General features: G+C 68.1%; 16 protein-coding genes and 3 pseudogenes. 5 read left to right on the forward strand and 14 right to left on the reverse strand.

Annotation, left to right across the window (positions count from 1 at the left end):
* Position 1: 1 nt before the first annotated feature.
* On the reverse strand, positions 2-139 hold the full coding sequence (locus tag AQI95_RS47725; RefSeq protein ID WP_159056729.1) for a hypothetical protein: 138 nt from the start codon (positions 137-139) through the stop codon (positions 2-4).
* 148 nt (positions 140-287) lie between these two features.
* On the opposite strand from AQI95_RS47725, the gene AQI95_RS42755 reads away from it, so the two are divergent.
* Complete coding sequence (locus tag AQI95_RS42755; RefSeq protein WP_067136738.1) at positions 288-818, forward strand: hypothetical protein; 531 nt, start codon at positions 288-290, stop codon at positions 816-818.
* Positions 819-858: 40 nt separating this feature from the next.
* On the opposite strand, the gene AQI95_RS42760 is transcribed toward AQI95_RS42755, so the two are convergent.
* The 3 genes and pseudogenes from AQI95_RS42760 to AQI95_RS42770 all read right to left on the reverse strand — a co-directional run bounded on the left by AQI95_RS42760 (position 859) and on the right by AQI95_RS42770 (position 4867).
* Entirely contained in the window at positions 859-2514 is a 1656-nt protein-coding gene (locus AQI95_RS42760; protein ID WP_244189090.1) for an IS1182 family transposase, read from the reverse strand.
* A gap of 369 nt (positions 2515-2883) precedes the next feature.
* Positions 2884-3414, reverse strand: a pseudogene (locus tag AQI95_RS42765) (IS5/IS1182 family transposase); the annotation flags it as partial.
* 58 nt (positions 3415-3472) lie between these two features.
* A complete protein-coding gene (locus AQI95_RS42770; protein WP_067136741.1) occupies positions 3473-4867 on the reverse strand; it encodes an MFS transporter in 1395 nt (464 codons plus the stop codon).
* A gap of 154 nt (positions 4868-5021) precedes the next feature.
* Here AQI95_RS42770 and AQI95_RS42775 point away from each other — a divergent pair, with 154 nt between their 5' ends.
* Positions 5022-5411: a winged helix-turn-helix transcriptional regulator gene (locus AQI95_RS42775; RefSeq protein WP_067136742.1), complete on the forward strand. Its 390-nt coding sequence runs from the start codon at positions 5022-5024 to the stop codon at positions 5409-5411.
* Here the strand turns inward: AQI95_RS42775 and AQI95_RS46020 are convergent.
* Both AQI95_RS46020 and AQI95_RS49630 read right to left on the reverse strand, forming a co-directional pair.
* Complete coding sequence (locus tag AQI95_RS46020) at positions 5381-6511, reverse strand: transposase family protein (RefSeq protein WP_341849508.1); 1131 nt, start codon at positions 6509-6511, stop codon at positions 5381-5383. The two genes, AQI95_RS42775 and AQI95_RS46020, sit on opposite strands and share 31 nt — an antisense overlap.
* A 127-nt stretch (positions 6512-6638) precedes the next feature.
* A pseudogene (locus AQI95_RS49630) lies at positions 6639-6761 on the reverse strand (AraC family transcriptional regulator); the annotation flags it as partial.
* A 595-nt stretch (positions 6762-7356) separates the two neighbouring features.
* Here AQI95_RS49630 and AQI95_RS42785 point away from each other — a divergent pair.
* A pseudogene (locus tag AQI95_RS42785) lies at positions 7357-7944 on the forward strand (transposase); the annotation flags it as partial.
* A gap of 49 nt (positions 7945-7993) precedes the next feature.
* Here AQI95_RS42785 and AQI95_RS42790 read toward each other — a convergent pair.
* Together AQI95_RS42790 and AQI95_RS42795 are read right to left on the reverse strand one after the other, a co-directional pair.
* A complete protein-coding gene (locus AQI95_RS42790) occupies positions 7994-8335 on the reverse strand; it encodes an SDR family oxidoreductase (protein ID WP_067136748.1) in 342 nt (113 codons plus the stop codon).
* A 42-nt stretch (positions 8336-8377) separates the two neighbouring features.
* The gene (locus AQI95_RS42795; protein ID WP_107121920.1) at positions 8378-9127 is read right to left on the reverse strand and encodes an SDR family NAD(P)-dependent oxidoreductase; all 750 of its coding nucleotides are present in this window, start codon (positions 9125-9127) and stop codon (positions 8378-8380) included.
* Positions 9128-9354: 227 nt separating this feature from the next.
* On the opposite strand from AQI95_RS42795, the gene AQI95_RS42800 reads away from it, so the two are divergent.
* On the forward strand, positions 9355-10272 hold the full coding sequence (locus AQI95_RS42800) for a LysR family transcriptional regulator (RefSeq protein ID WP_067136749.1): 918 nt from the start codon (positions 9355-9357) through the stop codon (positions 10270-10272).
* A gap of 402 nt (positions 10273-10674) precedes the next feature.
* Here the strand turns inward: AQI95_RS42800 and AQI95_RS42805 are convergent, their stop codons facing one another.
* The 5 genes from AQI95_RS42805 to AQI95_RS48200 all read right to left on the reverse strand — a co-directional run bounded on the left by AQI95_RS42805 (position 10675) and on the right by AQI95_RS48200 (position 14092).
* Positions 10675-10911, reverse strand: a complete 237-nt coding sequence (locus AQI95_RS42805; RefSeq protein WP_067136750.1) for a hypothetical protein — start codon at positions 10909-10911, stop codon at positions 10675-10677.
* 118 nt (positions 10912-11029) lie between these two features.
* Positions 11030-11863, reverse strand: a complete 834-nt coding sequence (locus AQI95_RS42810) for a hypothetical protein (protein ID WP_067136751.1) — start codon at positions 11861-11863, stop codon at positions 11030-11032.
* Positions 11844-12752: an aldo/keto reductase gene (locus tag AQI95_RS42815; RefSeq protein ID WP_067136752.1), complete on the reverse strand. Its 909-nt coding sequence runs from the start codon at positions 12750-12752 to the stop codon at positions 11844-11846. Before AQI95_RS42815 ends, AQI95_RS42810 begins: the two co-directional genes overlap by 20 nt.
* Positions 12749-13921 (reverse strand): cupin domain-containing protein, encoded by a 1173-nt coding sequence (locus AQI95_RS42820; RefSeq protein WP_067136754.1) that lies wholly within the window; start codon positions 13919-13921, stop codon positions 12749-12751. The genes AQI95_RS42815 and AQI95_RS42820 overlap by 4 nt, the downstream gene beginning before the upstream one ends.
* A 21-nt stretch (positions 13922-13942) precedes the next feature.
* The gene (locus tag AQI95_RS48200; RefSeq protein WP_167362005.1) at positions 13943-14092 is read right to left on the reverse strand and encodes a hypothetical protein; all 150 of its coding nucleotides are present in this window, start codon (positions 14090-14092) and stop codon (positions 13943-13945) included.
* An 898-nt stretch (positions 14093-14990) separates the two neighbouring features.
* Between AQI95_RS48200 and AQI95_RS47730 the strand changes: the two genes are divergently transcribed.
* Positions 14991-15140: a hypothetical protein gene (locus AQI95_RS47730; RefSeq protein ID WP_159056730.1), complete on the forward strand. Its 150-nt coding sequence runs from the start codon at positions 14991-14993 to the stop codon at positions 15138-15140.
* A gap of 573 nt (positions 15141-15713) precedes the next feature.
* Here the strand turns inward: AQI95_RS47730 and AQI95_RS50020 are convergent.
* A complete protein-coding gene (locus AQI95_RS50020) occupies positions 15714-22685 on the reverse strand; it encodes an RHS repeat-associated core domain-containing protein (RefSeq protein ID WP_279617060.1) in 6972 nt (2323 codons plus the stop codon).
* Positions 22686-23369 lie beyond the last annotated feature (684 nt).

The following is a 23369-nucleotide window of genomic DNA, read 5'->3' on the forward strand; positions in this document are numbered from 1 at the left end:
TCTACAGTTCCGCGTAGGACTCGGTGGTCGGCCCGTAGCAGAACCGCCCCCACGGGATCGCACGGCCGTTGCGGGGACGGACCTTGACGCAGTCGACGATGTCCTTGTCGAAGTGGTGCATCACGTTGTGGCCAGGCACTCCTGTCTCAGTGCGTGACGCTGTCGGGGATCTTGAGCGGTGATCCCAAAGCGACCGCTATCGAACGCGCTGTCGCATCTGACGGCTGGCAAGTGCCTTGGCGGTGTGGGTGCGGGCATTCCCGGCTTCGTGCGGTGATGCTGAAAGCGTGAGCATCAGCAGCGAGCACCCGGTGAGCGCAGACCAGATCTATCGGGCCCTGGTGGCTTTGGGGGCCGAACCGCTCTTCGATCCGGAGGTGCGGCCCGAGGGCCCGCAGGACGAGGACCGCCGCCGACTGCTCGGTGTCCTACTGGCCAAGGCGGAGCTGGAGATCACCGCCGCGACCCGGCTGGGCAGTGACGAAGACGAAGGTGAAGTGCTGCTGGGATGGATCGAGGAGGCGGGTCCGGACTCTGGCCTGACGGACAATGTGCTGGTCAACCGGCTGCACCGCACTGGGGTGCAGCTCCTGGGGCTTGATGAGGACGAGACTTTCCCGGGGCAATCGGCCGCGTCCATGGCCATCGTGGTCGCGCCGGACACGTTCGGCGCCCACCTTCGCTTCCAGGACGGTGACGTGGACGGCGTCCGGCGGGCCCTCGGCCGGGCCCAGGTGTCCATCATCGAGGTTCTGAACAGCATCCACGACCTCCGTGTCGCCATCGGCGACGCGGAGGAAGAGGAAGAAGAGGAGTAGGGAGGGCAGTCAGCCGTTGCCCCCGTGATCGCGGCCGAGATCAAGATTTCCCCGCGGTGCGCCATGCGGTCGGCCTTGGGATGCGCTGCCAGTCGAGGAAGGTCTGGAGCGCGGTGGGTGTTCGGGGCTGGCGTTCTGTCGTGGGCATCGTGAGTTCTGCGTTGACGCGCTCGATGTTGACGGCGATGGCGGTGAGGACGTGCTGGACGTGGCACTTCGCTTGGCTTCGGTAGCGGGCTTGTCGCATGCCGTGGCCGTTGACGAATTCGTTGACCGTGCTCTCGATGCCGGCACGCATCGCGTAGTTGGCCTTCCACTCGCCGGTCTTTTGTGCGGCCCGGGCGGCAGCCTGCCGTTCGTAGAGCTGCTGCGGCAGGAAGGTCAACGCCCGTCGCTCGCTGCGGGTGCAGCTGGACTTGACTGGGCACTGGCCGCAGTCCTCCTTGGAGAACCGGACGTTGACATAGGGAGTGATCGCCGGGGGCGTCGTCCACTGCCGGCTCAGCTTGCCCTGCGGACATACGACGTGCTGCAGGTCCCAGTCGATGGTGAAGGCGTCCCGGTCGAACACGTTGCCCTTGCGCGACTGGCGGGTGCGTTTCTGCCGGACCGGTCCCACGAGAGTGATCCCGTGCTTGCGGTCCACTTGGTCCTGCTCCACGACCGAGGTGTAGCCGCCGTCGACCAGGTGCTCGCCGGGCAGCAGGTTCCGCTGGGCCAGCCGGTTGTGGACGGCGGGCAGGGCCCGGATGTCGTAGAGCGTGGCCGGGGTGGTGGTCACGTCCGTGATGATGTTGACCGTGTCGTTGTCGCACGTCTCCGTGACGTGTGCCAGGTACCCCTTCCAGCGTGTGTCGTTGCGGCGGGAGTATCGGGCGGTCAGGTCGTAGGGCGAGACGATCGCGATGGACGAGGGCGGCAGGCCGGCCTCGCCGTCGCCGGGTTCGCGCCAGCGGACGCGGGCTCGCTCGTCGATCCAGTAGTTCTGCAGAAAGACTTGCCGCAGCGCCTGGATCTGCGGCCCCTGCCACTGCGTCCGCAGGTAGGTGCGGACGTAGCGGAGCAGGAGATAGACGTCGTCGCCGGTGTTCTTGATACGGGTCTTCGGCCGGGTCGGGTTCTTGCCGAGCCGGGCAGCCCGTCCGTAGCGCGTGCCCCACTCTTCCGTGACCAGCCCGACGAGCTCCTGTGGTACCTGGCGTGCGAGTTCCTCCAGAGCAGCACGCATGGCCTCGGTGACCAGTTCAAGGCGTGTCAGGTCGCGGACGGCGCTGAGGATGTGCGTGGAGTCGGTCCGCTGCCGTCCTCGTTCCGCGACCAGTCCGGCGGCCTTGATCCGCTCCAGGACGAAGTCGAGGAGCCTGTCGACCCTGCCGTCCTCGGCCAGGCGCTCGCGGAAGTCCGTCAGGACGCTGTGGTGGAACCCGGGATCGTCCAGTTCCATCCCGAGCGCGTATTTGAAATCGATCCGGCAGCGGACGGCCTCGGCCGCCTGCCGGTCGGACAGTTCCATGAGGAACTGCAGGACCGACGCGGTCGCCAGCTGGGCCGGGGAGAGCCCGGGCTTGCCGTCCCGCGGGTACCGCTCAGCGAAGTCCTCGTCCCGCCAAAGCCCATCGAGATGGTCGCGGATGGCCATGGCAGTGGTGCCCTGGGGGTTGCTGGCGCGGGCGACCCTCACGGTCAGCTCTGGCACCTCCGAGCCGGTACGCGGCTGAATGCACAACTCGGTCTCCTACGGTGCGATGGAGCTTCACCGTCGCAGCGGCACCGACAGCACAGAACGGAGATCTGTCGAACGAGCACCGGAAGGGCTACGCGCTGCTGCGGGTTGACGTCAGCACCACCCGCCCCTTTGGCACCACGAGACGCAGTTCTGGCGTTCGCGAAACCGTTACAGGGGACGTGATCCTGGGCTTCTCGGAGACCACGAACGCCCAGGGGCAGCCGTTGAGCAGGGGAAACAGCTCTGCAAGGGAGAACGGGATCCGTCAGCCAGCCCTGCCCGCTGAGCTTTCGCTCTTCAAGATCCCCGACAGCGTCACCTACTCAGCGCCGGTTGCTACGGTAGCGGGCCGAGCGTCTTGTCGAGGTCGGCGTAGCGGTCGAGGGTGACGGTCAGCATGGTGTCATCGCGAATGTTGGCCGGTGCGGGCTCTGTGACCAGCGGGATGCCGTACGCCTCGGTGAGCTGTGAGCGTTTGACGCCTTGTTTGGCACGGTCGACGGGGCTCTTGCCCGCGCATTCGCCGCCCGAGGGGGCCTTGGTCTGGCAGCCGTCGGCGCTGAGCTGTTCCAGACCGAGGCCGATCATGCGGTCGTAGGCGGCGAGCGTGGCCCGGCGCAGGGCCTCACCCGCGCCGGCGGCTATCCACTCGTCACGGCGCCTGCGCAGGGTGGTCGCCGAGCATGTCGCGTCCGCCACTCGCTCGTTCCCCATCCCGGACACCAGTACCTCGATGAGCTTGTCGAAGATCACCTCATCCGGGATCCGTCGACGATGACATCCCAGCGGATGGGTACTGACCCGCTGCGGCAATGACGCAAGGAACTCCTCACGGATGGGGGCGATGATCAACGATGGCACGACAGGCACGTCTCCTCCTGTGAGCACAGGACACTCCCCGCCTGGGGCGGTCGGCGTCGCCGCCTGGTCAGCGAGTGGCGTTCTCGGCGACCGGCTTCGTTTCGGCCGCTGGACGTTGCGCCGTGGCGGGGGATCGCAGCAGGGTGGCGGCGAGCAGGAGAGCGACAGCGACGATGCAGGCGCCGATGCGGAACGCGAGCTGGTAGCCACCCGCGAGTGCCGACGCGGTGCTTGCCCCCTCGCCTAGCAGGGCATCCGTGTGCGAGGTGGCGAGCGTGCTGAGGACCGCGAGGCCGAACGCGCTGCCGATCTGCTGCATGGTGTTGAACATGCCGGAGGCGATCCCCGAGTCCTGGGGCGTGGCCGCTGACATCGCGAGCGTGGCCAGCGACGGCATCGCAAGCCCGAAGCCGATGCCGAGCGGCAGCAGTGCGGGCAGGACGTCCACGGCATAGCTCCCGTCTGCCGGTACGCGGCCGAGCGCGGCGAGACCTGCCGCGATCAGCGAAAGCCCCGGAAGAAGTACGGCACGGGGGCTGAAGCGCGCGATCAGCCTGGGCGAGAGGCCGAGCGACAGGGCACCGATCGCGACCGAGACCGGGAAGATGCCGAGGCCGGTGTGTATCTCGTCGAAGCCGAGCACCTTCTGCAGGTAGAGCACGCACAGGAATTGGAAGCTGAACATCCCGGCCACCATGAGGGCCTGGATACCCATCGCTCCCGAGACGTTGCGCGAGCGGAACACACGCAGCGGCAGGAGCGGCTGGGCCGCCTTCGCCTGGCGGGCGACGAATGCCAGGAGCAGGGCGAGCGCCGCGGCGCCGATGCCCAGCGTGTGTGCCGAAGTCCAGCCGTAGTCGGTGGTCTCGACGATCGTGTAGACGCCGAGCATCAGCGCGGAGGTGACCAGGAGCGCGCCCACGACATCGGTCCCCTTGCCGAGGCCGACACCGTGCTCGGACGCGAGCACGCGCCCGGCCAACAGCACGGCCACGATGCCGATCGGGACGTTGACGAAGAAGATCCAGTGCCAGCTGATGGTCTGCGTCAGGACGCCGCCGGCGAGGAGGCCCATCGAACCGCCAGCGGACTGAACGAAGCTGTAGACACCGATGGCCCTGGCCCGCTCCTTCGGCTGCGGGAACAGGGTCACGACCATGCCGAGGGTCACGGCGGAGGTCACCGCGCCGCCGATGCCCTGGACGAACCGCGAGGCCAGCAGCACCGCCAGGTCCTGGGACACACCGCACAGCAGCGAGGCAGCCGTGAAGACACCCACGCCGTTGATGAAGACGCGCTTGCGCCCGACGAGGTCGCCGAGCCGTCCGGCAAGCAGCAGCAGACCACCGAAGGGGACCAGGTAGATGTTGACCACCCAGGCCAGGCCCGACGAGGAGAACCCGAGGTCCTGCTGGATGGAGGGCAGCGCCACGTTCACGATGGTCCCGTCGAGGATGACCATCAACTGCCCGGCACAGAGCACGGCCAGTGCCGACCAACGCGATGTCTTTGCTGATGAGTTGGTTCTCCGCACGGGAACCCCCTTCCAATGGTGCACGACTTGTTACAGCAGTCATCTTCTGTAACTATGACGCGCGGCGGAAGGAGGCACTTTCATGTCACGCAGTCACACCGATGTGTCCGACCAGGTCAGCAACGAGGCGTGCCCGCTCACCGAGGTCCTCGACCATGTCGCGGGCAAATGGAGCATCGGGATTCTCGTCGCCGCCGCACACGGACCAGTCCGATTCACCGAGTTGGAACGCACCATCACAGGGATCAGCCGACGCATGCTCACCTTGAACCTGCGCAAGCTGGAACGCGATGGCCTGCTCATCCGGAGCGTCTACCCCACCGTGCCGCCCAAGGTGGAATACAGCCTCACGCCCATGGCCCGCGAACTCCACGCAAGCCTCTCCGGGCTCGTCGGCTGGGCAGAACGCCACCGAGCCGACATCACCGTTGCCCGTGCCACCTACGACGCTGCCACGGCGCCGGCTCCCTGACGCCTACTCGGGACCTGGCAGGCGTTGAACGATCGCCTACTCTGGCGGACGCTCTTACGGGCTGCCCCGCGATTGATATCGGGTGTACCGGCCTGGGGTTCGGCTGGGGGCTGCTCAGCGGGCCATCGTGCAGGCGGGTAGGAGTTCGGTGCTCTGCTGGTGTCGGGTGATGCGCCGGGCGGCGGCGGTCGGAGACCAGGCCGGCGACGGCCAGGTGGATCTCGCCGTAGTCCTCGCGTCGTCCGGTGTACCGCTGGAGGGGCCGCCACTGCCGATGCTCGGCGTTGGCGTGCTCGACGCAGATCCGGCGGGAAGATTGCCGGCGTCGCAGCTCGCGCCACCCGTACCCCTCGGTCAGCGGCGTGTTGTCGATGTCTTTCGGCTTCCGCGGCGGTGCACTGATCTGGTCGGGGAACTCGTTTGGCCAGACCGCGGTAGCCCTCGTCTACTTCGGCCTTCACCTCCGGATGGAGGCGGAGCTGCTCGGCGATGCCCTCGGTGCGGATCGCGGTCTGGTCGTGCATGCGGCCGGGCCGCACGGCGCCGGAGTACAGGGTGCGCCCCTGCTGGTCGCCGATCGTGGTGGTCTTGATGGTGTTCTGCCGACGTTTGCCGGAGACCAACGCCCGCCGTCCTGGACGGTGCGCCTGCGGACGTCGCACCTGGGTCTCAGTACCGTCGATCCGCAGCGTGACGTTCTCCGCTTCGGCGTAGGCGAACACGTCGGCCAGGGTGCGCAGCCGCAATCCGGGGCGACCTGGCACAGCAAAACCACGCTCGGCCAGCAGCGGGCGGATCTCGTTGATCCCCCGGCCGATGGTAGACGATCCAACCTCGTAGATCACGGCCAGGGCCTCGTGGGTCAGACCGGGGCGCAGATGGACCAAGGTGGCCAGCACCCGGTCGGTGAAGGCCAGTTCATACTTCGGCCCGGCTCCACGGTGCCGTCGACGGGCGCCCCGGCGCCGCCCGTGACGTCCGGACTCACAGCGAGCCTGCCAGCGTGGCGCGAGTTCTTCGATCAACTCGCCGAGACGTTGGCGCGACAGGCCGCAGGATGAAGGATGGGACAAGGCCGTGCGGACGTGCTTCTTGATCACACTCGAAGAACCCGCACGGCCCTCCTCATGTCACGGACGAACCGTGATCAATCGCGGAGCCGTAAGCAGAACAAGCGGCTGTACGAATACGGCGGGCTGCTCCGCAAGCCGTAGCCGGCGTCGGGGTTCAGCCGCCGACCCGCTCCACCGGAATCCACACCTCCGCGTCCGCGTGGGTCCCGTCCTCGGACACCCGCGTGCGCGAGAGCGACGGACCAGGCCGGCTCCGGTACGGGTTCGACGGGAACCAAAGTCACGACGGCCGGGCTGTGATCTGTCGGTGGCCGTGTCCCAGACCTCCTCGAACTGGTCGGAGGTCAGCTCCTCAGGGGCGCGGCCTTCCCACCGAGACGGGCAGTTCAGCGATGATCCCGAACCTGCTGTCGTACTCATCGAGTGGGCCTGCGCCTTGAGCCCGCTGCCACTCGTCGAGGGCGGCTGCTGCGATCGGGGGCAGTGCCGGCCCCTGGAGCTCGATCTGCCGGGTCACCCAGCCTTCGGCGTCGAGACCGGACACCCGTCACGGTGAGGGTGCCTGTTACAGCCGCTCGGCGTCGCCCGCGCTCTCGAGGTGAATTCCGCGCCTTGCTGGGGGCAAGGGGTCGCAGGTGTCGTAGTTCGCAGGAGCCTGGCGATGTGGACCTCGGGCAAGGCGTGTCGGGGTGCCGTGCGAAGAGTCCGATTCGGCCATCTCGCTCGTACCGGTGTCAAATCGATCACCCCTATTGGATACTGTCGCTATCCAATCGATGGAGATGCTTCTCTAAGCCGGGGCAGCTTCGAGCGCTCGTCCCTTCCGATCTCGGTGGCATGCGGTCTACTGGTGCAGAGAAGACTCCCAGTCCGTCAAGGGCGCCGAGACGGTGGGCCAGGACACCCGTGGCTTCGACGGCGGGAAGCTGATCAACGGGAGGAAGCGGCACCTGGCCGTGGACATGCGGGGCATGCCGCTCGCCGTCATGGTGACGCCCGCCGCGCCGCACGACAGCATCCCCGCGCGCGATCAGTTGTTCCGGCTTCGCCTGACCCACCCCGAACTCACCGCTGCCTGGGCGGACTCCGCCTACGGCGGAACCCTCGTCGACTGGTCCCACACCTTCCTCGGTATCACCCTGAAGACGGTGCCCCGCCGAAAAGACCAGGACGGCTTCGCCGTCCTCGCCAAGCGGTGGCGGGTCGAGCGCGCCATCTCATGGATCATGAGGGCCAGGAGAAACGTCCGAGACTACGAACGGCTCATCTCCCACAGCGAGGCCCACATCACCTGGACCTTCATCACTCTCATGACGCGCCGTCTCACCCGGCCGCCCCGGCCACCGCGTGCCGCACCGCACCCCGTCGAACCAGCCGCGACGAGCACCAAGCCCAAGCTCATACGCCTTCGGACACTCCAGCCGCGTACCGTCCGCCTCGCCCCGGCCGCCCTGTCCTAGCAGCTCCGCCGCACGGGGCGGGGTCCTCCTGAGCGTCGGTGGCGACGTCTCAGCGCTGCCCCTGCATCGAGCCTGTGACTGCCTGGATGTAGGAGTGGACGACATCGCTCAGCAGCGTGCCTCCCCGGCTGTCCATGCCGAACTTCTCGAGGGTCTCCTTCACCCAGCCCGGGCTGACGACGTTCACTCTCAGTCCGCAGGGCATCTCGATGGCCGCAGCGTGGACGAAGGCCTCCAGGCCGGCATTGACGAGAGCACTGAACGAGTTGTCTGGCGTCGGCTCCTTGAAGACGCCGCTGGCGAGTGTGACGGAACCGCCGTCGCGCACTTGGTGCACAGCCCGGCGCAGCAGCATCACCTGCCCCAGCAGCTTGCCTTTCAGACCGAGCAACAACGCGGTGATACGGCAGGGCGCGCGGGGCGGGCTCTGTCATCAGACAGCGAGCCGCCCACCGTCGACGGGCAGGACGGCGCCGTGGATCATCTTGGCGCCGGGTGACGCGAGGAAGACGATCGCGCGAGCGACGTCCTGCGGCATGCCGACCTGGTTGGCCGGTGCTTGCGCGGCCGTCGCCTCCAGCATGTCGTCATAGCCCGCCATGCCCTCCGTGCGGGTGGGACCGGGGCTGACAGCGTTGACCCGCACCCCGGCGGAACCGAACTCCGCCGCCCAGGACTTGGTGAGCATCTGCAACGCCGCTTTGCTGGAACCGTACAGAGAAAACCCGGGGATACCCCGGTTGGCCACGATCGTCGTGACGTTGACGATCGCGCCGTCACCACGCTCGGCCATCCTCGGCGCCAGTGCGCCCACCAGCAACAGCGCGGCGCGGACATTGACCGCCATGACGGTGTCGAACTCATCGACCTTGACGTCCACGGTGGCCGCATAGGAGAGCAGGCTGGCATTGTTGACCAGCACATCCACCTGCCCACCGGCGAGGTCGAGTGCCTGATGGGCGAGCCAGAGCACGCTATCGGCATCGGCCAGGTCCGCAGCGACGAAGTGGGCACGACCGCCGTCCTGGGCGATGACGGCGACCGCTTCCTCCCCACGGGCCTTGTCACGGCCGGTGATGATGACCCGGGCACCGCAGGCAGCGAACCGCCGCGCCGTCTCGCGGCCGATACCGCTTGTCGAACCGGTGATCAGCACGGTCTGACCGGCGAAGTCCTGGCACATGAAGAATCCTTCCACGAGGTCGACGGGCAACGACGCGACGCGAGCGGCGTCCCGAAAACCCGCCGGAGCGCAAAAACGAGAGCGAGCCGGTGCAGCCACCCGCACACCCGCTCCATGTCGCCGATACTGCGGCGCCCACCCTCCCCATGTCCAAGCCCTGATCCGTATCGAGTTATACGAAACAGGCATACCTGCACGTCGCGGCCTTTCCCGTCCCGAGCGGCGCCATGGTTCCGCGATACGCTTCTCCCGTGCCCAAACCGTCGGCGGACCTCGACCTGCGCCTGGTGCGGTACTTCACCGTGCTCGCGGAACACCGGCGGTTCGGCAGCGCCGCCGAGCAGCTGCGCATCACGCAGCCCTCCCTGAGCCGGCAGATCAGCAAGCTGGAGACACAGGTCGGCGCCCGGCTGCTTGAACGAACCGCCCGGGGCAGCCGACTCACCGAAGCGGGCGAAGCGTTCCTGCCCCGCGCCCATGCGTTGCTCCGCTCGGCCGCTCACGCCACGGCCGCTGCCCGCACGGCGGCACAACCGCAGCGCATCACCATCGGCTACACCGCAGACCTGCTCATCACCGCCGCCGTACGCCACATGCGCCACCACCACCCGGACGCCGACATCCACACCTCGTACCTCAGCTGGGACAGCCCACGCGAGGCACTGCTTGATCACCGTGTCGACGCTGTGGTCACCCGGCTGCCACTGACCACCGACGGCCTGGCGGTCACCACCCTGTACGACGAGGCCCGCGTGCTGGCGGTCCCCCTCGACCACTCCTTGGCCGGCAGAGAATCGGTCACACTCGACGACATCGCTGACGAGCCCCTGCCCCGGGTGCCCGACCCGGCATGGAACGCCTACTGGCGCATCGACCCCCGCCCCGACGGACGCCCTGCCCCCGGTGGTCCGCTGGCCCAAGTGGCCGAGGACAAGCTGGAATTCGTCGCTTCGGGACAGGCGGTGGCCATCATGCCGGTCACCGCCCGCCTACGACCCGACATCACCACGATCCCCCTGCGCGGCGTCGATCCCGGACACATCGTGCTGGCCACCCGCGCCGCCGACCCCAACCGGTTGCTCGCGGCGTTCCGGAGGTCAGCCCGCACCCACCTCACCGGCCCGCCCCCACAAACCTCCTCCTAGCCGCCGCCCCGTCACGCCGAGACCGCCTCACACCGTACGCGCTTCCTGCGGCAGGCGGCAGGAAGGTCCGAGGCGCGGGCGGAGCTGTCCGGCAGTGTCTGTCCTCGCCCACCGGGCAAGGACGACTGCGGACCGCGTATCCGCAGTTCAAGGCCTGATCACCGCGCATGAGCTGCATCTGGCATGGCCAATTCCGGCCCCGGCATCCGACTCCACGACCGGCCCAGCAGTCACAGAACGTCACGGATCGCCGGTTCTGACACAGCTTCTGACCTGCACGGACACGGGAACGGTCCTGCGGGCCGCGCAACACCTCGCGCAACCCTTGGCGCAACATCCAGCGCAACAGATAGGCGCAATCCTTGCCGCAACCTCGTGTCCCTGGTCGACGGGGATGACCGGTCATGCGGCTCGGACGGCTCCGTGGGCGCGGGCGAGGTGGCGCAGCTCGGTGCGCGCCGCCGGCACCGAGGGGACGGTTTCCCAGTAGGGGCGCCGCCACAGCCGTACGGACAGGCGCAGCAGGCGGCGGCGCAGGGCGGTGGTGTCGCGGGGGCGGGGTGCGGCGAGCGCTTGGTAGGCGGCGTTCCAGGCGGCTTGCGTCTGCACCAGATCGTCGGGGAAGTCGGTCACGTCCATACCGGCATTAGATCGCTTGTTCGAATTGCGTGTCACTTCGGACACGCCCCGTCCGGCGCCGTGGTCGGGGGGCGCACCCGGCGCTGGTCGGCCTCATGGTCGGGGCGACCACGCGGGCTCAGCGGCGGCGGACTTCCTCAGCCCAGTTCCGAAGCGGTCCTTCGAGGATCAGGTTGTCTCCGCGGGCCACGGTCTGGAGCAGCTGGGTGCACACGGTCGCTTCGGCGGCGAGGCCGGCCGGACTGCCCAGCACGGGGAAGGTGACGCGGACGCGGGCGGCAGTGTCCGGCTGGAGCAGCGAGTAGGCGTAGAGAGTGGCGGCGTCGAACCCCTCCGGGGCCATGCCCCATCCTTCCCAGTCCAGCAGGCGCAGCGGTTCGGTGAGGTTCGCCCAGTGCACATCCGCATGGGCTGTGGTCCAGCATGAGACGGCCGGGGCCGGGATGCCCACGAACTCGGGGATGGCCCGCTCCATGTACTGCTGCCGTACGGCGACGCGGCCGGTGTCGACGGCCGCCACTTTCTCCAGCGTCCCGGCGATGTCGTTCCACCAGGAGTCCGGCAGCTGGGCCTCGTGCTGGAGGACCGGGTCGTCGGACAGGACTGGGTCATCGACGCGGACCGACAGCTCCGCCCGGTAGGCGATGCCGTCGTCGACGGCATCGTGGACGGCCAGGAGGGCGGGCCGGTGGCCGTCGAGGTCGCCGAAGGCGCGCTGGGCATCGAGGGCACCGTCCCACAGCTTCCCCGACGCCTTGTCCTCCGGGGCCGACACCAGGCGCAGCCAGACGGGCACGCCCGTAGCGGTGCGGGCCGGGGCACCCAGGGTGCGCCCGGCCCAACCCCAGAACTCCGCGCCCGGCTCCACCTGGACGTCCAGGGCCTTCGCGGTGTGCGCGTGGTGGGCGCGCATGCGCTGTTCGGTGCCGGAGTCAGGGGGAGGCGAGTACACCAGTGATCTCCCGCAACTTGGCGGCGGTCAAGGAGGGTTGGGCGACGGCGTCGGCCGCCTCCTTCCAGTGTGGCGCACCGGAGGCGGCGAGAAGGACGTTTGTCACTCCTGGGCATGACGCGACGGCGAGGATGCACGCCTGTGCGGGGGTCAGGCCCGGCCGGATGAGGTCGGCGAGCTCCTGGTCGACCATGGCGGGGAGCTCCCCGCCGTGCAGCGGTGCCGACGCCATCACCCGCAGGCCCGCGCTGGCGGCGTCCGGGAGCGGGCCCCGGCCGTGAAGGGCCTGCACGATCGGCGTCATCATCACCAGGCTGACCGGCAGCTGGACCGCGACCAGGTGGTGCTGCCCGCCGGCGGCTTCGGCGGCCAGAGCGAGCAGCTCCCCCACCGTGAACGCCCCTTCCTCCAGGCCCGCCCACGTGGCGATCCCATACCCGGCCACGTGCCCGGCCGCCACGGCCTCCTCCAGGACGGCGAAGGCGTCCCGGATCGCGCGGTGCAGGGCGGGGCGGTCGCCGGGGTGGGCCCGCTCGGGATTGTGCAGCAGGACCAGGTCCAGGCGGTCGCGCCCGAGCTGCTCGCGGTTGCGGCCGGTCTGCCAGCGCACGTAGTCGGGGGCGAGGCTATGCCCGGCGGCGGCCTGGTCCTGGTTGAGGACACCGTCGTTCACGGCGTCAGTGCCGGTGGCCGCGGTGAAGTACCCCGTCTTGGTGGAGACGTTCAGCAACGGGTGGGCGGCCAGGGCCGGGGCCAGGAGGGTCTGCGCCTGGCCGGTGGCGTAGTTGGGGGCGGTGTCGACCCACTGCGCGCCGGAGGCGGCCGCGCGGACGGCCGCCTCCGGGATCGCCCGGCACCGGTAGGTACCGAGGGCGAGTTGTGCTGTCACAGCAGGCTCCCCACCGTCGCGGCCTGCCCGGCAACGAGCTCCTGGACCAGGGCGGCGACGTCCTCCAGGGCGAGGCCGGCTGTGTCGGCGAGCGTGGCCAGGTCCATGGTCTGGCCGTCGGCCAGCGGGCGCAGCACCGCTTCCGCCTCGGGCACGAACTCGTACACGGTGCCGGCGGCGGAGAGCGTCACCGTGTCCTCGCCGACGTCCAGCACCGCGCGGGCGGTCGTCAGCCGCACCCGCAGACCGCCGTCGACGGGGACGGTGTCGATGTGCGGCAGGCTCGGCACCATCCGGCCCACGGCCTGCCCGTCCATCGCGGCCCGGTAGCGGGCGAGCAGCCCGGGATCGTCCAGCAGTTCGGCGAGCCGCTTGCGCATCCCGTCCACGGCGTCGGCCTGGACGTCCGGCGCGGCGAGCAGAGGAAGGTCGCGCCGCCAGTCCTCGTGCGTGAGCAGCTGCTCGGACACCCACGCCATCAGGTCGGTCGCTGTGTGGGTCTGCAGGCCACAGGTGACGTGCAGGGAGCGGGTGCCCTGATCGGCGGAGACCGCGTGCCACACGCCGCGCGGCACATACAGGACGTCACCCGGCCACAGGACCAGGTCGGCGACCGGCTCGGTGGGCGCCTCGCCCGGGTCCTCGATGTCGCGGTACAGCGGGTACGGGCGGGTGGTGCCGTAGATCCTCCAGCGCTTCGCGCCGTCCAGCTGGACGATGACCGTGTCGTGGTCGTCCCAGTGGATGCCGAACCCCTCGGTGGCGCTCCAGGAGGCGTAGAGGTTCGCCTGCACGCGGGTGCGCAGCTCACGCTCGATCGCTTCGCAGAGGCGGGCGATCGGCGGGTGGAGTTCGTCGACGCTGTCCAGGGCGAGCGAGGCGCCCTCCTTCAGGCGGGCGTGCAGTTCAGCCGGGTGCAGGCGGTGCCACACCGTGTGGCGGCGGGTGGCCACCGGCGTGGTGTAGCCGCCGACCAGCAGCGTCTCTCCGTCGCGGGACAGCCTCATCCGGGGCGGCTCCAGGCGGTGGCCGGCCAGGATCTGGTTGAGGTCGTCCCAGGTCATCAGTCCGGCGACATCGAGCGCACCGGGTACGTGGCGGTGTTCGCGATGCAGTGCCTGGGCGAGGAAGTCCTCGCCCAGGCACGCCGCGATGGACAGGCGCGTCATCGCGTCAGGGCTCCCGATCCGTCAGTCGTTGCCGTCGCTCTTGCCGGTGCCGCCGCCGTCCGAGGGGATGGCGTTGCGGCCCCGGGCGGCGACGATCGACCGGCGGGAACGGACCAGGCCGCCGGTCGACGGCCCGGACGTGGCGGGCGGGGGCGTGGCGGGACTCTGCATGGAATCCTCCTGCGGGGCTGGTGGCCGGGCCTGGATAGCCGCGGCCGAACATCGCCAGTACAGCCGCGAACCACGCGAGCGATAACCCCGTGATGGGGCCCCCGCGGTGGGTATGGTCGTTGGGCTGACGCTCTGTCATTCCACGAGATTTCTGGGGGCCTTGTGGACGACTTACCGCCGTCACCCGCTCAAGTGCCGCACCGCCTGCTAACCGACCCCGCGTTCGTCCGTGCCTTGCGCGAGCGGGACTTCACCACGGTGTTCGCCATGGCCCACGACGCGGGGATCTCCTTCAACCGGATCGCCGAAGCGTGCGCGCTCAAGGCTGAGCGGGTCAGCCAGATCGCCCGGGGCGCCACATCTGTCACCGCGCTCACGACTGTCGAGCGGATCGCCGGCGGACTGCGCATTCCCGGTGCCCTACTGGGGCTTGCTGCGCAACCCTGGGAAGACACCGCCGTTCTCAGCACGGAGTCCGACCATGGAGAAGATCCGATGAAGCGCCGCAACCTGCTGCGCGGCGCACTGGCCGCCGGCCTCACCGCTCCGGCCCTCGCCGCGCTCACTGCCGCCCGGACCGACGTCGACCAGACCCTCTCCCCCGACACTCCCCAGGACCTGGCCGACCTCGAGGCCGCAGCCGAGAGCTACGGGTACGGCTATCACGGACAAGCACCAACCCGCGTGCTGGCCGACCTGGTCACGGACTTCACGACCCTGCGCCCGCTGCTCAGCGTTCCGCAGCCCGCCCCTGTACGGGCCAGGTTGTGCCGGACAGCCGGGCAGATGGCCGGGATGACCGCGATCGTCTTACACGACCTGGGTAGCCGCCGGGAGTCCCGCGCCTGGTTCGCCACCGCCGCCCGAGCCGCCGCTGTTGGGGCATGCACACATCGGCGTGACCGCGACGGTGTATGCCCACGTCCGACTCCGCCTCCAGCGCGACGCCATCGACCTCCTCGGCCACGCCCTCCGCACCTCCGCCGAGATCGCCAGCAAGCCCGACGACAGCGACGAACCACCCCTCTGCGCGGCCCCCGTCCGCTGACGTTGCCGTCAACTACTGCCGTCAGACACCCCAGAGGCCCCAGAGGCCCCACCGGAACAAATCTCCGGTGGGGCCTCTGCGCTATTTTCAAGGGGTCGCCTCGGAATTTCTCAGCCGAACAGAATTATTCGGAATCCATCGGATCGGAATCCGTGAATGACGGTCGGACTCCAAGGCATGAAATTACCTTCTCGAAACTCGACGTCAGGAAGATCTGGAAATAGTACCCGCCTGTCGGGCGATCATCGACATATCCGATAAGGAGTTCCGTCTCTGTGCACGCTTCGAGATCGGCAACCGCCTCGGATACGCCGATTGAAGGTTGCCCAGTTCGATTCATGGTCCGCATCCGACGGGAATATATGGACGCGACCTCACGAGTCGATGTCGGCTCGATCCATACTTCGAAATCGGCACCGCCAGTCAATGCGGATCTGCAAAGGCGGAAGATCTCCCTATCACCTACGAGGAGTTCGGCGAGTTTGATCCGCTCCAAGGCGCTTACCTCCAGGTCATAGCCTGCCGGGGCCAAGTTGTCGCACTCGACCCCAGCAGGCTGTCTCATGCAGGACCCTACCCCCCTGGCAGAGTCCACGGCCCTCTGTTGATGCTGATCTCCGCGCCTCCTACTGGGCCGCGGAGCGCATGCTCCATCTCCTCGTACGATTCCAAGTCCGTACCGTGAATCTGAGTGTCGATTCCCTTCGGAACACTGGACCTTGGAATCCTCAGAACAATTCCACCCGGACCAAGCTCCTCTGCAGCATCAAGGGCCACGCCTTCATAGTCGTGGGTCCACGAGGTGAACTCGCTTTCGGTATTACCTCCAGCATGGCGCCCAGGGTCGGAATGGCCACCTCTGGGCACTGCGCGTCCCTGAAGGGCATCGTCATACGCGGGATGCCCCTTGGGAATTCCGCGATAGAGATAATCGCCCGCTTCATTGCAGTTGTGCACCAATACCGGGGTAGTCCCGGCGAGTACATAGTACGTGTGGAGTGTGCCGACGGTGAGGTCGTAGGTCGTCTTGTCCTGGTGGAAGTTGCGCACTGCGGTGACGGTGACGGTGGTTCTGTCGGGCCGGCGCAGCTTGGTGCCGGGGGTGAGGTTGTGGGCATCGACCCAGCGGTGGCGGCTGGCGTCCCAGAAGGGGTGGTGCCAGGTGGTGGTGAGAGTCTGGGGCTGGTGCTTGCTGGTGTGGGGTGGGCCGCGGACCGGGGTGGCGTCCACGGTGATGGTGGTGAAGTCGCGGTCGGTGTGGGTGACGATGACGTTCTGGACGTTTTCCGGTGCGGTGATGCCGGTCTGTGGGTCTGTGGCGAGGACTGTGTCGCCTGTTTTGATTTGGCTGATCGGTTTGGATGAGCCGTCGGCCAGACGTACCCCGGTACTGGCAGTGAAGCTGTGTACGGCGCAGCTTGCTGCGTCTGTGCCGGCGCTTTCGACCTTCTCCGCTTCCAAGTAGGCGCGTTCGGCTTCCACCGCGTCGTCGGCGATCTTGGCGGCTTCCTCAGCGTCCTTGACGGCGGTGTAGGCGCGGTCGAGGGCACGCCAGACTTTGAAGGCTTCGACGCCGACCTTGATGGCTTCGAACGCTTTGCCCCAGGGGACGGCAGTCAGGGCCGTGTTGACGCAGCCCATGACGTCGCCCTTGGTGAAGCAGTTGTAGGCGTCGGTGAGGCCGATGACGTCCGCGACCAGGCTGAGCAGTTGGTGCTTGAAGCCGGTTGCCTGTCTTTTCGCAGCTGCTGCTGTCGCGTCGGCTGTGGCTTTCTGTCGTTCGAGGGCGCGTTCTTCCTGCTGGGCGTGGGCGGCGGTGTTGCTGATGTCGGCCTTGTAGCGCTTGGCGTAGGACTTGGTATTGGTAGGGGTGCTGCCCGAGCCGGGGTAGTCGTGCAGGGCCTTGTTGTTGGGGTTTTTGTCGGTAGGGGTGCGGTTGAGGCAGGCCGGGCAGTTGCGGGTCGGGCAGTCAATGTCCGCGCAGCCGCCGGAGGGGTCGGAGGTGGTGACGGGGGTGTCGTCGGCGTAGTCGTAGGCGTTCCAGGACTGCGGTGCGCCGGGGTCGAGGAGAGGGTCGGGGCTGAGGAAGCGGCCGATGGAGGGGTCGTATTCGCGGGCGCCGAGGTTGGTCAGGCCGGTGTTGTCGTCCTGTGTGCCGCCGACGTAGCCGCGTTGGCCGGCACTCCAGGTGCCGGTCTGGTCGCGTTGCTCGCCGAAGGGCTTGTACTGGCGGCGGGTGACCTTCTGGGTCTGGGAGTCGACGGCGAGGGTGCTGGTGCCCTCGCGGTCGGGGATGAGGTAGGTGAAGTGGCCGTCGGAGGAGTGGGTGGCCACGGTTTGGCCGGCGAGGGAGATGTAGCGCAGGCCGTCGGCGCTGGTGGCGTCCTTCTTGAGGGTGATCTCCTCGTCGCCGGTGTAGAGGGTGGTGGCGTCGAGGCTGTGGCGGATGAGGAGGTTGCCGTCGGGGTCGTACAGGTACTTGGTGTCGCCGGCGCTGCCGGTGGAGGCGAGTTCGGCGAGGTTGCCTTCGTCGTCGTAGGTGAAGGTGTCGGTGCCGGCGCGGGTGGTGCGGGTCTGGACGTTGCCGTCTTCGTCGTAGGTGTAGGAGTTGGTGGTGTTGGAGGTCGGGTCGGCCGGGGTGACCTTGTCCACCTGGGAGACGGCGTGGGCCGGGTCGCCTGTGCCGGGGGTGGTGAAGGGGGTGTAGGTGGCGGTGGTGTCGTGGGAGGTGTCGCCGGAGGGGTCGTGGTCGACCTGGGTCTGGCGGGCGCCGGTGTTGTCGTAGGTCCAGCTCTGCCAGTACGGGGAGGGCCCGCCCACGGTGGAGGAGGCGCCGGGGGCGGGGGTGGCCTGGCAGTCGTCGGTGGCCGTCCAGGCGGCCTTCAGGCGCTGTGCCCAGTCGTAGTTGAAGCACTGGGTGTCAGTCTGGCCAGTCTCCTGCTTGTCGGCGATCTTTGTGACGTTGCCGGAGGGCTGGTAGGCGTAGGAGGTCTTGTCGGCGATCGCGGCGCCGGACTGGGTGACGAGTGTGTCGCCGGTGAGCCGGTGGGTCTGGTCGTCGTAGTTGAGGGTCTGCTGGGCGAAATTGCCGGAGGTTCCGTAGGCGAACTGCTGGGGTTCGTCGAACTCGGTATAGGTCAGGCCGCTGACGTAGGCCCAGCCGTTGGTATCGCCGCCGACGCCGATGGGCCGGTCGTAGGCGTCGTAGGTGTAGGAGACCGTCTCTTCCGGGAGCGTGACGGCGGTCGGGTCCTGGTCGGTGTAGGACTGCAGCGTGCCGGTCAGGTTGTACCGGTTCTGGTGGAGGTAGGTACCGGCCAGTGCTCCCTCGGCCGAGGGGATGACGAGCTGGGTGGCCTGGACCCAGCCGTGGCTGTCGTAGCCGAGGACCTTGCTGGTGTAGGCGCTGCCTGAGGTGCCGCCCACGTACCGGGTGGAGGAGGTGGGCTTGCCCTTCTTCAGCGTGTCGTACGTCCAGGCGGCAACCTCGTTGCTCGTGGACGGGTCGACGCCGCCGGTGGTGTCGTACTCGGTGGTCTTGCGGCCCATCTCGTCGTACTTGTAGCTGACGGCCTTGCCGCGGTTGTCGGTGGTGGTGAGCAGCTGGCCGGCGTTGTCATAGGTGGAGCTGGAGGAGCCGGTGTCGGGGTCGGTCTGGGAGGTGCGGCGGCCCAGCAGGTCGTAGTGGCTGGTCCAGGTGTGGCCCTGGCCGTCGTCCTGGCCGATCTGGTGTCCGGCGGTGTCGTAGGAGTAGGTGACCGTGTCCGCGGCCCCGGCGGGGGTGCTGCCGTGGTACCGCAGCAGTTTGACGGTCTGGCCGCGGGCGTCGGTGTAGGTGCTGGTGGGTGTGGCGCCGCCGGGCGGGGTGACGTCGACGCGGTCGGAGCCGGGGTAGGCGGTGGTGGTGCGCCAGGTCTCCGAGGCGAAGTGATAGGCGATCGAGTCGGTGACGCGGCCCGCGCCGTCGTAGACCGTTCCGGTCTGGGAGGGGGTCTGGTTGTCGGGTGCGTCCACCAGCGTGCTGGAGGGGGCGCCGCTGTTGTAGTAGGGGGCCGAGGAACTCACCGCCCAGCCGTGGCTGTCGTAGACGGTGTCGGTGATGACCCGGCCGCCGTCGACCGTCGATGTCTGGGTCTCCCTGGGGCGCAGAATGGCGTCGTAGAGGGAGATGGAGGTGCGGTAGGTGTTGTTGTCGAGCAGCGTCTGGGTGGTGACGGTCGACGGGGCGTCGGGGGTGAGGTGATAGCTGTACTTGGTGTTGGGGTTGTTGCTGGTGGTGAAGCCCGGGTTCCAGACGGCGGTGAGGCGGCCCAGCGGGTCGTAGGTGCTGGTGGTGGAGTAGCCGGCGGCGTCGGTGGTCTTCAGGTCCAGGCCGCGGCCCGGGTCGAGGGTGGTGGTCGTGCTGAAGGCGGTGCTCTGGCCGGTGACCTTGGGCGGGGTGACCTTGATGGAGGTCGGGGCGGTGCCTGTGGTGGGGTTGTAGGCCGTGGTGGTGGTGCGGTTGTCGGCGTCGGTCTCGGTGAGTTCGCGGCCGTAGTCGTCATAGGTGTTCTTCAGCGCGGTGATGTAGTGCGCGGTGCCGTCGCTGGCGACGGAGTCGGCCTTCTGGACCATTGTGACGTCGCCCTTGGTGGGCGGAGCGGTGTTATCGGTGTGCAGGTCGAAGAAGGTCAGGTCGTCGCTGATCAGATCGTCGGGGTACTTCGGGGTGGCAGAGCAGGAGACGGCGACCTGCTGGACCCGGCGCGGGACGGGCAGGGTGTTGCCCGAGGCGTCCTTGGCGTACCAGGTGTGGGTGCACTTGTCGTCGGTGGTGGTGGAGGTGTCACCGCGGTCGTCGACGGAATCGGGCAGGCCGGTGGCGTCGTTGATGCTGTAGTCGGTCTCGGTGGTGCGCTGGGTGCCGTCAGCTTTGGTGGTGATGGCGCGGGTGCGTTTGATGTTGGTGCGGTGGGCCACCAGATCGTCCAGGCCCGCCTTGGTCCGGGACTGGGTGGCTGTGGCCGGTGAGGTCCAGGGGTCGGTGATCTCGTCCGACAGCAGGGTGCCGCCGTCGCCGTTGAAGCCTTCCGTCTCGAAGGCCTGGCCCGCGAGCCAGTCGGAGTCTTTCTGAGCGTCGTCGCCGGCGCGGTCGTTGAGGGTGACGCTGCGGGTGCCGGAGGACGTCTTGTCGCCGTCCATGCCCCGGAAGTAGGTCTCACGCTGCAGCGTGATCTTCGCCGGTGAGGTGCCGGTGCGGGTTTCGACCTTGCCGTAGCCGCGCCACTGGTTCCAGGTGCGGTACTTGGCCTGGGTGAGCGGGTCATCGTTGAAGTGCCAGGCCGGATCGCCGAGGTAGCTGTAGGAGGTCTGGACGGGCAGGCCGTGTGCGGTGGGGTCCTCGGTGGTGACGGAGTTGACGACGAACTTGTTGAACCAGTCCAGCTGCGGAGAGGTCTGGCCCGGCGGGGTCCAGTACGACGGGTAGCAGCGGTAGGTGTTGTTGTCCTCGCTGGAGGGAAGCACCGTGGTGCCGGCGCGGTGGCACTGGGGGCTGGAGTAGTTGACGGTGATCACTTCGCCGGACTCGGTGGTCACGGTGGTCAGGCGGTAGCGGGTGATCGGCTGGTAGCCGTCCAGGCCGTCGACCCGGTTCGCCAGGGCCTGTCCGGCGAACTTGACCGGGGGAAGGGCGAGGGTGCCGCCGTCCTTGCCGGTGTGGGTGATGGAGGACAGCCACAGTGACGGGGTGGTGGTGTCCCCGGTCGGGGGGAAGGTGTGGCTCAGGGACCAGGCGTCCACGTCCTGGTAGGCGGTGCCGACCAGGGTCTGGGTGCGGATGCCGGTCAGGCGCTGGGTGGTGAAGAATGCCGGCCCGTGGTTGTTGCAGGTGCCCGAGGGTGGGCAGGTCTGGTCGACGGGGACGTCGGGCCAGTGCGAGGCGTTGGCCGTCGTCATCTTCGAGGTGGCGCAGTCGAAGCTGGAGTCGGGCAGGCAGCGCTCTGAGGTGTCGAAGAAGACCTGGGCTGCGGCGGGGGCGTTGGTGGTGTCGTATACCTTCCCCGCGAGCTGCCCGTACTGGATCTTGGTGAGGTAGCCGCCGCGGGTGTACGGAGTGGCCGTGGTGGCGTTGTCGCGGCCGTAGTAGCCGGTCTCTTGGGTGTACCAGTAGCTGATGGCGTTGCCGTGACTGTCGACGACGTAGTCGAGATTCCACCGGTAGCCCTGCTGGCACCAGGAGACGGCGAAGGTGGAGGCGTGGCACGGTTCGCCGGTGTCGTTGCCGTAGACGGGGGCGGTGAACACCGAGTTGGTGGTGGCGTTGCCCGTGGCCCAGCCGGGCAGCCGGTTGAGGCCGAAGTAGTACTGAGTGCCGTCGGCGGTGGTGACGACGAAGTACTCGTGGTCGTTGTCGTCGTTGACCGTGTCGGTCTTGACCTCGATCTTCTCGCCGTTGTCGCCCTGCGGGTGCCACGTGTTGGTTTTGTCGTCGTGGACCAGGGTGTTGGAGGAGCCGTTGAGTGAAAGGGTGAGGCTCTGGGCGGCATCCGACCAGCATTCGTCGGCGGTCTTCGGGGTGCCGTTTGCCGTGTCGTCGGAGCAGGACGGGTAGCTGCGCTCAACGAAGCCGGGCGAGTAGTCCCAGCCGTCGCCGATCCAGGAGGACTGGGCGTTGGTCGAGGAGGTGCGCCCGTCCACGCTCTGGGAGCTGTAGCTCAGGCCGACGCTCGGGACCAGGCTGCCGGGAACGTCGGGCACCGTGATGGGGTACGAGTAGGAGAAGCCGCCGCTGGAGCCTCCGGCGGACCACTGTCCGGACGGGGACAGCGAGGTGGCCGCGTAGGAGCCGCCGCCTCCGGAGGTGCCGGCGACCGCCGCCAGCACCATCGGCTGAGCAGCTGCGGACTGTCCGGCTGTTGTGCGGGTGGGCAGTGTGACGTCCGCGGAGACGGTCTGGGTTTTGGCGTTGTTCGCGGAAGCGAGGGGGCTCTGGGTACGGCAGGCGGCCTTGGCCGGGGTCGAAAGGGCGCAGGCCGGGAGCCGTACCAGGTGCAGTCGGCCGGCCCAGTCACCGCCGTAGGCGTCCTTGAACGCCGCGTAGTCAAGGCTCAGTCGGGCGCTGCCGCCGGAGGTCTTCGTATCCGGCTGGACGGTGAAGACCACACCGCGCATTGCGAGCTTCTGCGCGGCCGCCTGGCCCGGGAGCCGCACATGCAGCTTTATGCCGGACGGTGCGCGGTGCCCTTGCTTGGCGGCTGTCAGGGACACTGGCAGGTGGCCTGCGTGCTGGGCGGCGGCTCCGCGGGCCGGTACCGCCGCATCGGCACTCCCCGCGGCGGGCCAGGCTCTGCGCGCCGTGCCGGGGTTCCAGCGGGCCATCCGCGGCACGGCAACGGCTTTGCCCTTGACGGGCCGCACCGGGACGGAGCGTTCCGTCTTCGTCTTGACGAGATAGTTCGGCCGGTGGTCTGCGGCGAGTGCGGCCTGAGGAGTAATCAGGCCTGCCAGTATCCCGAGTGCGGTGATGACGGCGATCCAGAAGGCAGGGAATTTGCGTATCCGCATCGCCCTTCCATAAATCCGCCACAGCGAATTCCGACGCACTCCTGACCCCCCAATTCAGCGTGACTGCCGAAGGGATATTCGATCAGCATGAAGGCTCTTTTCACAGGCCCTTCACGGTATAGATCTCGCATAGAGGCAGTCATGAACCACCCTTGGGACAGCCAAGGAACGGCAGATCGCGTCTCAATTTCACCACTGGCCAGGCCGATTGGCCAAGAACGTCTCCAACTAGCCGCAGAGGAAGCAAAAATGCACATACCACGCACTCGCCGGATAGATAAGCAGCGGTCGGTTTTCGGCCACTGGTTGTCCCGTTGACGCGATCCCGGGTAGCCTCCTCGTCGCCTATCGGCTCTTTCTCATCGGACGCAACCTGGGGGGCAGATGTCCGGTCCTTTCCGCCCGCACAAAGCAAGCAGAACTTTCAAAAAGAAAGCGCGGATACCCGGCCGTCTTCTGATCACTGCCGTCGTTGGTGCGCTGTCACTATCTCTGGCGCCCGCCCTACCTGCCGCGGCTGATGGAGGCGGCACGTCGCCCATCTCCACACCGGCGCCGCCTCTGCCCGAGTCGCACCCGGACGGCCCGCTGGGCACCACCCGTACCGCGGACGACTCGGGATTGAGCAAGGAGCAGCAGGCAGCCCTGGCAGCGGCCCAGAGCAAAGCGGCCGGCACCGGAAGC

It is taken from the genome of Streptomyces yokosukanensis, from assembly GCF_001514035.1.
GTDB classification, from domain to species: Bacteria; Actinomycetota; Actinomycetes; order Streptomycetales; family Streptomycetaceae; genus Streptomyces; species Streptomyces yokosukanensis.